Annotated in this window: 9 protein-coding genes; 8 read left to right on the top strand and 1 reads right to left on the bottom strand. The window is 40.3% G+C overall.

Translation table 11 applies throughout. The features are described from left to right. Positions 1 to 165: 165 nt before the first annotated feature. From F993_RS08010 to F993_RS08025, 4 genes are all read left to right on the top strand, one after another. Positions 166 to 1299, top strand: coding sequence for an LLM class flavin-dependent oxidoreductase (locus tag F993_RS08010; protein ID WP_004655027.1), 1134 nt, complete (start codon positions 166 to 168; stop codon positions 1297 to 1299). A 191-nt stretch (positions 1300 to 1490) separates the two neighbouring features. Continuing rightward, the gene (locus F993_RS08015; RefSeq protein ID WP_004655025.1) at positions 1491 to 2306 is read left to right on the top strand and encodes an energy transducer TonB; all 816 of its coding nucleotides are present in this window, start codon (positions 1491 to 1493) and stop codon (positions 2304 to 2306) included. Positions 2307 to 2337: 31 nt separating this feature from the next. After that, positions 2338 to 3075, top strand: coding sequence for a MotA/TolQ/ExbB proton channel family protein (locus F993_RS08020; protein ID WP_004655023.1), 738 nt, complete (start codon positions 2338 to 2340; stop codon positions 3073 to 3075). Further along, entirely contained in the window at positions 3075 to 3479 is a 405-nt protein-coding gene (locus tag F993_RS08025) for an ExbD/TolR family protein (protein ID WP_004655022.1), read from the top strand. Before F993_RS08020 ends, F993_RS08025 begins: the two co-directional genes overlap by 1 nt. A gap of 106 nt (positions 3480 to 3585) precedes the next feature. On the opposite strand, the gene F993_RS08030 is transcribed toward F993_RS08025, so the two are convergent. After that, positions 3586 to 5169, bottom strand: a complete 1584-nt coding sequence (locus tag F993_RS08030) for an ABC transporter substrate-binding protein (RefSeq protein WP_004655020.1) — start codon at positions 5167 to 5169, stop codon at positions 3586 to 3588. Positions 5170 to 5444: 275 nt separating this feature from the next. Here F993_RS08030 and F993_RS08035 point away from each other — a divergent pair, with 275 nt between their 5' ends. The 4 genes from F993_RS08035 (at position 5445) to msuE (ending at position 12672) form a co-directional block, all read left to right on the top strand. Beyond that, entirely contained in the window at positions 5445 to 8057 is a 2613-nt protein-coding gene (locus F993_RS08035; protein ID WP_004655017.1) for a TonB-dependent receptor, read from the top strand. Between the two features lie 252 nt (positions 8058 to 8309). Continuing rightward, positions 8310 to 10643 carry a TonB-dependent receptor gene (locus tag F993_RS08040; protein WP_004655016.1) on the top strand — a complete coding sequence of 778 codons (2334 nt, stop codon included), beginning with the start codon at positions 8310 to 8312 and terminating at the stop codon, positions 10641 to 10643. 19 nt (positions 10644 to 10662) lie between these two features. Next, the gene (locus tag F993_RS08045; RefSeq protein WP_004655015.1) at positions 10663 to 11856 is read left to right on the top strand and encodes an LLM class flavin-dependent oxidoreductase; all 1194 of its coding nucleotides are present in this window, start codon (positions 10663 to 10665) and stop codon (positions 11854 to 11856) included. Between the two features lie 93 nt (positions 11857 to 11949). Beyond that, positions 11950 to 12672 (top strand): FMN reductase, encoded by a 723-nt coding sequence (msuE, locus tag F993_RS08050; protein ID WP_004655013.1) that lies wholly within the window; start codon positions 11950 to 11952, stop codon positions 12670 to 12672. The last annotated feature ends 360 nt before the right edge of the window (positions 12673 to 13032 follow it).

Here is a 13032-nt window from a genome sequence, read left to right as displayed (position 1 = left end):
TAGAAGTGTTGAAATTTCAACACTATGTTTTGGTATGTTTTTATAAAGTTTAAATAAAACAATAGTATATGTTAAAAAAATATCGAATAAAAAGCGGCATGATTTCTGCTCATGACATAGCTAACGAACACGATGTCGTGAAATGTTTAATTATTGAGAACTATTATGCCAGTTGAGTTTTTATGGAGAATTCCTGTTCATGGGGATGGTCGTCGAGCACATCAGTTACATACCCGTGGTGAATGGAATCAGTTAAATCCAGCAATTAAATCTCCACAACGCGTAGCACCGCAACATGAAGATCAGTTGTTTGCCTACTATGATTATGTACAACAAGTGGCAAAAGCGGCTGATATTGTTGGTTTTCATGGCGCATTGATTCCCGCTTTTCCTCATACTGAAGAGCCTTGGGTATTGGCTTCAGCATTAGCAAGGGAAACCAAACGACTTCGACTGTTGATTGCGATTCAGCCGTGGTTTATTCATCCAGCCTATGCCAGTCAAATGGCTGCCAGTTTACAGCGTTTAAGTCAGGGGCGAGTAGAATGGAATGTCATCTCAGGTGGAGGCGGTGCGCAGCAACGTGCTTACGGTGATTTTATTGAACATGACCAGCGATATGCACGGACCAACGAGTTTCTGGAGTTTGTAAAAGGTTATTCACATCATGCTCCATTTGACTATGATGGCAAGTTTTTTCATGTTGAGCAGGGTGGGTTGAGATACCCAATGAATCAATATGATGTACCTCGGTTATGGTTGGCTGGTGCGAGTGATGCCGCCTTACAAGTCGCAGGACGTCATGCTGATATTCACTTAACTTGGGGTGAACCTGTTGAGCAACAGAAAAAAGTCATTGAACAGTCGCGAGCATTTTTTGAACAAAACTCGCCTGATCGTAACGTTAAATTTGGCATGCGTATTGATATTTTAGCGCGACCAACCCAAGAACAAGCCTTCCAAGAGCTTAAACAAATGTATGAAACTATTGCTGTCGATAGCAATGCTTTTGAACGCAAAGACACTGAATCTGTAGGTGCGAAGCGTCAGCAGGCTCTGGCACAGGGCAATCGTTTCGAAGACTTATTTGTAAGTCCGAACGTTTGGGCGGGGATGTCTAATGTACGTGGCGGACCAAACTGTATTTTAGTGGGGAGCTATGAACAGGTTGCAGAGCGTTTGCAAGAATATATTGATATTGGTGTGGGACATTTCATTTTAGCCAGTAACCCTCATTTGGAAGAAGCCTATCGGGTAGCAGAAGAGGTCATACCACTGGTTGGATATAAATTAAAATAATAAATTTAGATCCCTTTGAGATATCAAAGGGATCTTGTTGTTTGAACAGCATAACACTGTCTGAAAACCAACATATTGAATATCGACTAATTGAAAAAATACTGATTAAAAATATAAAAATCAAATACTTGTTCTTTTGGCATGACTTGTGCAATTTTTTATTCAATATTTAATTTTTCGTTTAAAACCCTATGAGTGAACTACTATTTAACTCGCATAAACGGGCGTTGCTATTTGAACAATATGCACCTGAAGCTAGTTCAAACAACATAGCAGATCCGTTTACACGGCATTCCTTGGCGCTTACCCAACCATCTCCACCACGCTTGAATAAATTGTTGATTGCGATTATTGCAGTTGCTTCTGCGCATTTAGGAATTTGGTATATCGCAAAACACTTGCCTACACCGACTTTGGACATTCATAAGCCAGAACCCGTGGTGATTGAAATTGTAAAACCTGAACAACCACCCAAAGTGATTGAACCTAAAATTCCTCCTGTAACAGAGAAACCTAAAATTCCACCGGTTGTGGAAAAGCCAAAACCAATCGTTAAACAGGTTGAACAACCCAAACCTGTACAGAAAGCGGTAGAGCAACCTAAAGCAGTCACTCAGCCTACGCCACAAAAAGTTGAAGAGGCTGTCGTGGCCAAAGAGGTGGCTCCTCCACCTGTTCAGAAAGTGGTTGAACCTGTGAAGTCGGTCGATGACAACTTACCTGTGACGGAAGCGAAAGGATATGCCGGCTATCTGAGTAATCCTGCACCCGAATATCCAGAACAGGCACTCGAACGTGGTTGGGAAGGTTCTGTGATTTTAAGGGTCAAAGTATTAGCAAATGGTAGCCCTGATACGGTCAGTGTCAAGCAAAGTAGTGGCAAAAAACTTTTAGATAGCGCTGCTGTAAGAACAGTAAAGCAATGGAAATTTTCACCCGCTTTAAAAGGTAAAACCCCTGTAGAAGGTTGGGTCGATGTTCCAATTCATTATCAATTACCGAAATAAATTTAATTTTATAGATTAAGAGGATATTTACATGACTGACATTAATTCATTGATCCATGACGGCACTATCTGGTTATTGGTTGCTTTCTCTATTGTGACTTGGGCACTGGTTGTAATCAAAATCGTTCAGACCCAAAGAGCATCAAAACAAGATAAACGTTTCGTAGAGGCGTTTTGGAAAGCAAAAAATTTATCTGACGCCGTAACTCAATCTGAATCGGGTCAAGGACCAGCAGCACGTGTTGCAAATGCTGGGTTTAAAACACTGATAGAAGCAGATGAAAAAACACACCATGACTTGCAAAACAGTTGGAGCCGTCAGGACCTATTGGAACGTCACTTACGCAAACAAATTCTAACTGAACGTCGTCAATTGGATAAAGGTTCAGCGCTATTGGCATCTATTGGTAACAATGCACCCTTTATTGGTTTGTTTGGCACCGTATTCGGAATCATTCATGCATTACAGGCGATTGCCCATTCTGGTAATGCAAGTATGGATGTGGTTGCTGGACCGATTGGTGAGGCATTGATTGCAACTGGAATTGGTATCGCTGTTGCTGTACCTGCAGTGCTTGCCTATAACTACTTTGTACGTAAAGTTAAAGCGATTGGCGCAGACTTAGATGATTTTGCAACAGATTTTGTCAGTTTAAATCAAAAGGCTGGTTTTCAATTACCGACTGCCAAAACCAAAAATACAGCAGAGAGTACGATTCTGAATGATGCTTCAACAAAAGAAGTGAAAGAGAAAGGAGTATTCGCATAATGGCAATTTCTACTTCTCAAGATGATGACGTGGTGAGTGAAATCAACATTACACCGTTGGTGGATGTGATGTTGGTTTTGCTGATTGTCTTTATCGTCACAGCACCTTTGCTGACCAATACGGTGAAAGTCAATTTACCTAAGGCCGCACCGACTCAATCCACTGATCAGAATAAAGCTGTCGTGATTAGTGTTAATCCGCAGGGTGAGATATTTTTGGATAAGGACAAAGTGTCACTTGCAAGTTTTGAACAAGAAATTCAGTCACGCAAGAATAGCAACCCGAAGCTGGCTTTGAACCTGAATGCGGATGAAACTGTTCCTTATGGGACAGTGGCAAAATTATTGGCAAGTATTGAACGAGTTGGTGTAGATAAATTATCGGTGATCACTGTTCCTCAATAATCCCAGTCACATCTTAAATAGCTGCTTCGGCAGCTTTTTTAATTTATTTTGCCAGCAGAATAAAAATCCCCTCATAAAGAGGGGAAGCAAAGTTAAACGGATGTGCTTAAGCCTTCCATAATTTCTCAAAACGCCACGTTGGAAAAATAGTATGTTCTGGGGCTAATCCTCCAATATTTTTTGTGGCTGCATCAATAGTATGGCTAAATCCCCAGATCAGCATGCCACCACGTTCATGTTGAATTTTCTGTGCTTGAGTCAAATACACTTTTCGCTTTGCTAAATCTGGTTCGGCAAGCGCCTTATAAAACAACTCACTATATTCAGGATCTTTAAAATTGATTTTATTGGTTGTTGAAATCGGTGCATCATTGACAACAGCAGTAGATAAATAGGGCGTACCGACATTGGTTGCGTTACTCGACAATTGCCATTTATTGCGGTCTGCTCCATTAAATGTAGCGGCATCGACTTGTTTGACTCGTATATTCACATTGGCATGTTTTGCTTGTTCTGCAAAGATCAGTGCAGGTTGGGCGCTGCCAGCAGGCGCAACAAGTTCAACATTTAAACCCTCTTTAAAACCAGCTTGTGCCAATAATTTTTTTGCTTCCTCGATATTTTGCTGACGTTGGGGTAGGTTAAGAAAAGCAGGGTCCTGTGGTGAGTAGAGATCATTGGCAATACGTCCCTGACCATTTAACCCACGTTGTACAAGCTCCTCACGATTGGCAATTAAACGAAATGCCTGACGGACTTTAGGATCATTAAAAGGGGCTTGTTGCGTATTAAAGTCAAAACCATTATGGGTATTGGTTTCAGAACGAATGGTTTGAATATGTTTTGCCTGCTCCAGAATTTTAATGTATTCAGGTGAAATGGCATTGGCGACATCAATTTGTCCTGCTAATAAGGCATTTAAACGCGAGACTTGATCTTTAAAATCAATCACCTCAAAACTGTCTGCATAAGGTTGATCCGCTTTAAAATAGTTTTCAAAACGGGTGAAGACAGAACGTTGACCAGGGATAAACTGTTTGACTTTATAAGGCCCAGCACCGACTGGATTGTGGATTGGATCAAAGTCGGTAGGGACGATTCCACCAAAATTCACCCAAGTTTCAGGGAGTGCAACGAAACCAGCAATTGAATTGATAAAAGGAATACGAACAGTATATTCATCTAATTTTTGAATGCGATCCCGATCAATCCATTGCACCAGACTTCGAAACGGTGAAGCAAGCTTTGGATCAGTTAAACGCTTGACTGAGAAAATCACATCATCAGCAGTCACCGTTTTACCGTGATGGAATTCTAGACCTTTACGTAGACGAATGGTCCATTCACTCGCATTATGATTGGGTTCAGCAAATTCAGCCAAGGCAAGACGTGGCAGCATATTTTCATCCCATTCCCATAGCTTGTTATAAATGGCAAAACCTCGGGTAATTCCTGCGCTGGAAGTAGACAGATGTGGATCTAAACTGCCTGACTGTTGTCCACCAATTAGACCCAATCGAATCGTTCCACCATGTTTGGGAGTGAGTGAAGATGGGCTCTGTACTTCAGACCCCGTTTGGGGTGATTGATCGCAGCCAGACAAGCTCCCTATTAAAGAAACGCCACCTATTGCGCTAAGACTTTGTGCTAAAAACTTTCGACGTGACAATAGAATTGATCGACTTGTCATTATAAATACTCATCTTGGATAGTTATCTTTATGGACTTGCAGAATAAATGCCAATAATTTATTTATATTTATCAGTATTTTATTTAATTATGGTTTTTATTTACTGTCTTTATTTCAACAAATCTGTTGGAAAAATAAACATGTATAAAGCTGATATCTAAATATATAAAAATTAAAAACTATGAAATCAATATTTTGGGTGTTGTTTGGAGGCTGTTTAATGATTGGCATAGGCCTTGCGTAACGTACTGTAAATTTACTTTACTGAGTATGATATGAAGCAGCCTTTTCAATTAAAACCTTTAGTGATTGCCTTAGCCTTTTCGGGGGCATCTTTACCCATACATGTGTTTGCCGAAGAAACCCAAAAAACATCAGCAGATACCGAAAGTGATGTGATTACTTTGGCAGATGTCGTGGTGACTGGTGCAAATAAAAAACAAACTGTTGTTCCTAAACGTAAAGTGACTTCAATCTATGGAACGGATAGCTCTGTATTAGACACACCTCGTGTGGTGTCCCAAGTATCGGAACAACAATTTCGTGAAGATGTGATTCGTAGTGCAGATGATCTTGTTAAATATGCGCCGAGTATTACCCGAGGCGGTGGACAAAATGCCAATTTTGCACCACAGATACGGGGGCAAAATTCAGAAGTCTTTCAAGATAGCCAACGAATTTATAGTACCCGTCATCCGACCAATTTAAATGCCTATGAAGCGGCAGATATTGTGGCAGGGCCGACAGGAGTGATTTTTGCGCCTACTTCGGGTTCAGGTGGATATATTAATTATCTCACTAAAAAACCTAATTTTAATAAAGCAGAAACAACGATTTCTGGTTCAGTTGGTTCAATTTATGCAGGAAAAGGTACAGAACCTAATTTTTCTGTCAGTATTGATCATACCGCCCCGATCTCTAAAGAACTTGCATTTCGTGTTAGTGCAACAGCCCAAAAAACTGATGATTATTATGACAATGTGAAAAATAATTTTAATGCATTCTATGGTGCATTGGCTTGGCGTCCAGATGATAGTCTACGTGTCGACTGGAATATAAGTTATGATGATTATTATGATTTTAACGTGACACATGGTTGGAATAGGGCAACACAACAATCTGTTGATAACCGTCAGTATTACAAAGGTAGGGCTACGCCAATTATTCAAAATGGTTCAGCTTTCTGGTCACCTGTATTTGAATCTGGAGCTGCGAATTCCAAAGTAATTGGTTGGCAGAATCGACAAAAGAATGATAAAAACCAATATATTGCTGTAGGCCCAATTCAAACAACACCTTTACCTAATGCAACGGCAAATCAGGCTGGAACGATTCGAGGTTGGGTCTATGATCCATCTATACCTGGCAATGGATTGGTCAAACTAGACGATAATATTTCTGGTCGAAGTGAAGATAAAAATAGTGCCAAACGATTCAGCACTCAATTAAAACTAGTTAAAGATCTAAATACGCATTGGTCTGTTTCTAACAGTACGCTTTATCAAAATAGCAAGGATTTAGGTGATTCGGTTGGAAGTTTCTTTACTGATTTGGAACATGAGTTATTTGATAATCGCCTAGAATTCCTCGCAGATTATGATTTCGAGTTGTTTGGCCTGAAAGTGAATAATAAAAGCAGTACAGGAGGCGCTTATCGCCGTGAGGAGTTTACGTCTTTAGCGGCAAATAATAGTTTTAATATTAATCCTTATGATCTGACCAATGATCCTTCTCAAAAAAATCCAGGGGATTTACTTGGGTTGGTCAATAATAGCAGTTCAACAGGAGGCTGGATTGGACAAGCCGGCGTTCCTCAATATTCTCAGTACTTTGGTTATTTAAATCTACCAAGAATGTATCCAGTCGGCCATGGCTTATATGCTGAAAAAGGTGGTTTCCCTCCCAATGGTGGTGGTGCTGTTTATACAGGAACGGGGTCTTGGGATACGTGGAGTGTGTTTACTCAGCAGAATTTTACTTTTAATGATGTGTTTGGCATTAATCTTGGGATTAATCACAGTTCAATCAAAGCCAAACTTGAAAACCCGTTGGTCTTAGTGCCGACAGATGTCCGTTCAGATCGCAATACATATAGTTTGCTCAGTTATCAAGCCAGTACATTTATCAAGCCAACAGAAAAAACTACACTGTATTTTACCTATGATAAGAGCACTGCACTCAACACAGGTGTTTTTGGCCCATTTCTAATTTGGGGAGCAGGCAATCAACTGAATCCTTTAGCGTTTGACAGTCAAAGTGAATTAAAAGAATTAGGATTTAAATATGAGCCGATCATTGATCAACTATTTCTCACATTAAGCGGATTTGAGCAGAAGCGAGATTTATCACCTGATACAAATGGCAATATGGCACGCTTTGAAGTGAAAGGGATTGAATCTTCACTACGCTGGCAGCTACAAAAAAATATTGCAATAGGTGGTAACTTAACCTATTTGAATGCTGAATATAGCTCAATTATTCCAGCAGGATTTTCTCCCTTTGGCTTCCATGCAGACAATGCGACTGTCTGGGGGGACAGTAATGGGTTAAACCAGCGTAAAGCAGGTCGTTATGATGCGGCGGGCATTCCGAAATACTCTGCCAGTGCTTATGTGGATTATCAACATCAGTCAGGTTTTGGTGTAAATCTCTCAGGCTGGTGGACCAGTAACTGGTATACCAATTTAAGTCAGACGGTTAAAGTTCCAAATAACTATAATTTAGATTTGGGATTATATTATCGACAGCCACAATGGACTGTGGGCTTAAATATTCTGAATTTAACCAATGAACGTAATTTTGTGAATGGTTTAGCCGGCGCCAATAGTGAATTCTTACAACCAATGCGTCCACTCACGGTGCAGGGACAATTTAGTTATAAATTTTAAAAGCAATCAATCATTTCTAAGACACTGAAAAAGCCATACATTTGTATGGCTTTATTATGAATATTGGATATAAAACACATTAAATCCTGAATGTTGAAATAACAACAATAATACCTTTCAGACTGTCTATCTATCAGCAGAACTGAATGATCTTTATTTTTAAATTTTATTTAAACTGTTGAAATTATTTGAATAAATGAAATGGCATGGAAGTTGCCAATAGAAGAATAGATTTATTTAAATGGAGTCACCATGTTTAAGGTCACAAAAATTAGGCAGAGTATTTTAACTGCTATGTGGGGAGTAACAGCGAGTGTTTCGACATTGGCTTTGGCAAATGAAGAGATTGATACAGGTATCACAGCTGAGCAACAGGCGCAGGTGGTCAATGCAAAAGATGTCAAAAAGTTAAGTGATGTGATTGTAACAGCACAATATCGAGCACAAAATATTCAAAAAGTTCCAACCGCGATTACGGCTGTTTCTGGTAAAGATTTGGCTGCTAAGGGCTCAACCTTTATTGGTGATGTTTTAACGTATACACCGAATGCAGCAGCGGAAAATCCAGATGGTGATAGCCGACCACGTTGGTATATTCGTGGTTTGGGTACTGGGGATGTTGCAGCCTCTACAGTTTTTCCAGTCGGTATTTATGCTGATGGTGTGTATTTGAATGCACCCGTTGCAGGTGCAGGAGATTTATTTGATCTGGAGCGGATCGAGGTTCTACGTGGTCCACAGGGAACGCTTTATGGTAAAAATACCACAGCAGGTGCAGTCAATTATATTTCCAAAAGACCAACTTTCTCAGAAAAACCAAATGGCTATGCAACGATAGGTGTCGGTGATCATAACCTACGTACCTTTGAAGGCGCAGCGAATGGCAAAGTCTCAGACAATATTGCGGTACGGGGCGCTTTTTATTCTGAAGATCGTGATGGTTATGCAAAGAATTTGGCTAACGGTGAAGATTATGGTGATGTCGATAAGAAATCTTTCCGTTTCCAGATTTTAGGTAAAGTGAATGATCAATGGAATGCATTAGTTAATTTACATAGCCAGACCTACAATGGCTTAGGAAATAATGGTTCCTTAAGTATAGGCAAATATTGGGGCGTCTATGAAAGACCAGAAGGGCGTAATACCAATTTAGATTTAGATGAAAAGAATAAAATTCAGCATGATGGTGCTTCACTGACTTTAAATGGAGATTTAGGAGGAGGCCACAGCTTTACTTCAATCACGGCTTTTGACAAGACCACACAAAAGTCAATTTCAGATGGTGATTACACCCCTTATGACGTTGCGCGGAGTTATAGCGATAATGAATGGCGTCAATATAGCCAAGAGTTTCGAGTTTCATCCGATGCGAACAAACGTTTAAGCTGGATTGCAGGATTACATTATTTTAACGAAGATCTAGATTCTACGGGTGTGAGTGCACGGGTCAAGAAAACTTTGCCAAATGGTGCGCCTGCACAGACGGCATCCACTCCTGCATTTAGAGACATTACTTATAATCAAGCCACACAAAGCTTTGCCGTATTTGGAAATAGTACCTATAAATTTACAGATAAATTTAAGGTGACTGGTGGATTACGTTGGACCAGTGAAGAAAAAGATATTGATCTCAACCTGACTCAGATTACAACAGGCGACTATACCAAAGGGAGTTGGTGGAAAAAAGATGGGTATAGCAATGCTGTCTATAACCCAACTGCAAATGCGAACGGTTCAACCAGCCGTAAGAAAACATGGAATGAGTTGACCTATGACATTACACCAGAATATGAAATTACCCCTGATCTAAATACTTATTTTAGATTTGCACGTGGATTCCGTTCTGGTGGTTTTAATACAGGTTTATCCAGTAGCCTAACCCAACTTGCGGACGTTAACCCTGAATATTTAAACAGTTACGAGCTCGGTTTGAAATCTAGTTTACTGGGCGGGGATTTAGTCGCAAATGCCAATATTTTCTATTATGACTATAAAGATATCCAGACCAATTTATTAGTTGCAACAGAGGGGCAAGGAGGCGGTGTTACTTCAGTTTTAGCCAATGGGCCAAAAGCAGAAGTTAAAGGTGCAGAGTTAGAGCTTGATTATTTAGCCACTGAAAATCTACGGTTACGTTTTGCAGGGGCTTATTTAGATAGTGAATATACTGACTTCGTTGACAAGAACCCGGTAACCAATGTGGTCAATGCCGACAATACCGGGAACAGTTTAGTCCGCTCACCAAAATATACCATCGGTGTTGGTGGTGAATATACCTTCAATTTAAATGATGGCGCTCGTATCGTTGTGGGTACTGACGCAAGCTATCGTGATCGTGAATATTTCTTGGTGAATCGTCAAGACTATTCGGTTGATCCAATCCTTAGCCAAAAATCGTATACCTTGTGGAATGCCAATATTGGTTATCACAGCGCAAATAATAAATATCAGGTCAATACCTATGTTAAGAATTTGCTGAATGAAGAATATCAGGTACATGGTCGTCCAAATGGCCCAGCAGGACAATATGTTTTAACCTACGGAAACCCACGCCAAGTTGGTGTTTCTCTTACAGCCAAATTCTAACTGTTATACGGAGAACATCATGGGAATTGAATTTTTTACTCGTCTACCTTTGCATGGTGAAGCTGAATTTTTAGCAGGCGATCCTCGTAATCGTGGTGATTGGGCGCGTGTATCTGGTGTGGAAAATACTGGTGCAACATCCAACTATCAAGTGGGTGATGACTTTACTTATATTGACTATTTAGCGCAGGTGGCGCGCGCTGCAGAAATCAATGGTTTCGCAGGTGCGTTGATGGTCAATGCACCAACAGGAGAGGAACCTTGGACTGTGTGTTCGCTATTGGCCAGAGAAACCAAGCGACTGAATTTTGTGACGGCGTTCCAGCCTTATCACTTTAGTCCGTACAATGCGGTACAAAGTGCTGCAACCTACCAACGTGCTACAGGCAATCGCTTGGTGTGGAATATTATTAATGGTGGATCCGAGGTGATTCAACGTCAGGTTGGCGATGCCACGCCTCATGATGACCGTTATATCCGCGCAACTGAGTTTCTCGATGTTGTAAAAGGTTATTGGTATAACGAATCATTCCATTACCAAGGCAAATATTATTCTGCTGAGGGCGGTGGATTAAAGTATCCACTCAATAAAGCTGAATTACCCATCATTTGTACAGCTGGCTCTTCTGAAGCCGCACGTGAGTTTGGTGCAAAGCACGCAGATTATTATTTAATGCGGGCTGAAAAACCAAGTGAGATTGCCGCATTGATTGCGGATGTACGTCAACGTGCTGCGAAGTATGGTCGTGACAATATTAAATTTGGTTTATCCATTGATACGATTGCGCGCCGTAGCGAACAGGAAGCTTTGGCAGAGGCGCAACGTTATTTAGATGAAGCAGCAGAGAAGCAGCGTTTGCATGCTTCAGCTGCTCATGCAGGACTCAGATCAGCGCGAGTACTCAGTTTTGAAAAAGAATATGCGGATAAAGATGGCAGCAAAAATGTGAATGATTTCTTCATTCATCCCAATGTTTGGTCTGGCTTTGGCTACATTGGTATCCCTCCAGGTGTTGCTTTGGTGGGTAGCTACCAACAAATTGTTGAACGCATTAAGGAATATAACAGTATTGGAATCGACTTGTTCTTCCTTGCTGGTTATCCGCATTTAGAAGAAGCTTATCGCTTAGGTGAACATGTTCTGCCACATTTTAAAAACCAACGTCAGGCATTACAGCGTATACCAGAAGAATCAAAGTATCGTATTGCCTAGAATCATTCTCAATCCTATTCAACCAAGACTTTAACTAGAAGTCTTGGTTTGTTCTATATAAGTCAAAATATTAATTTTTCTAAAGGCCAAGTCATGTCATATTCAAATGATAAACCACTTAACATTGTCGCGGTTTCAGGTGGGCTTAACAGCCCCTCAAAAACTGAAAGTTTGATTCAAGCAATTTTGGATGAATTAGCGCAAGCAATAGAAATAAATGTGAGATTTGTGAAACTCAGTGAGATTGGTCCTTTATTGGGTGGTGCAATTTATCGGAGTCAGTTACCCAAACAAGTACAAGATGATTTGGCTGCTATTGAAGCGGCTGATGCCTTGATTGTGGGGACGCCAGTTTATCGTGCTTCTTTTACGGGGCTGTTTAAACATTTATTTGATTTTGTCGAGCAGACCGCTTTAGTGGATGTTCCAGTATTACTTGCTGCATCGGGTGGGAGCGATCGCCACGCTTTGGTACTTGAGCATCAACTTCGTCCTTTGTTCAGCTTTTTCCAAGCACAGACTTTGCCTATAGGTGTTTATGCAACAGATCGAGATTTTACGCCTGAATATACAGTCAAAAGTGAAGCATTGCATGACCGTATCTTACTTGCTGTTGCTCGAGCTTTACCTATTTTGCAATGGGCACCAGCGAAAGGATTGCGTGAGCAAAAGGTTAAGGCTAAATCAGAAAAGGCCAATCAGGACTTGAGTATCAATAAACAAGTTGAACAAGACTCCATACTACCATCGGTTGAAGTACCGGATTTAGATGTTGCTGAGGCAAGACTACATCATAAAAAGACCATCGCTGTGTAGAGTGTTAAACTCAGTTTCATATATCCAAGGTAATAAAATTAGAGGGTTCATGTGTTCCCTCTAATTTTATTGGGATCAGAATTTTAACCCATCAAAAAATGTACAAAAAGCTACTGGGACAAGATCGGGTAAATTTGAGTGGTATGAAAATAAAATTTAAATAAAACAGTTGGTTATTGATTTTATTCAACAGACGCCATCTTCATCAAAATTCTCTATATAAAAAAGCCACTTTTTAAAGTGGCTTTTTTTATTGGACTGACTATTAACAAGTTCAGTCTGTCTATAATTTCTCTATCTCTATCTCTATCTCTATCTCTATCTCTATCTCTATCTCTATCTCTATCTCTATCTCTATCT

The organism is Acinetobacter proteolyticus, from assembly GCF_000367945.1.
Taxonomy (GTDB): domain Bacteria; phylum Pseudomonadota; class Gammaproteobacteria; order Pseudomonadales; family Moraxellaceae; genus Acinetobacter; species Acinetobacter proteolyticus.
The sequence above is the reverse complement of the archived record's forward strand: the minus strand, read 5'-3'. Positions and strand labels throughout refer to the sequence as shown.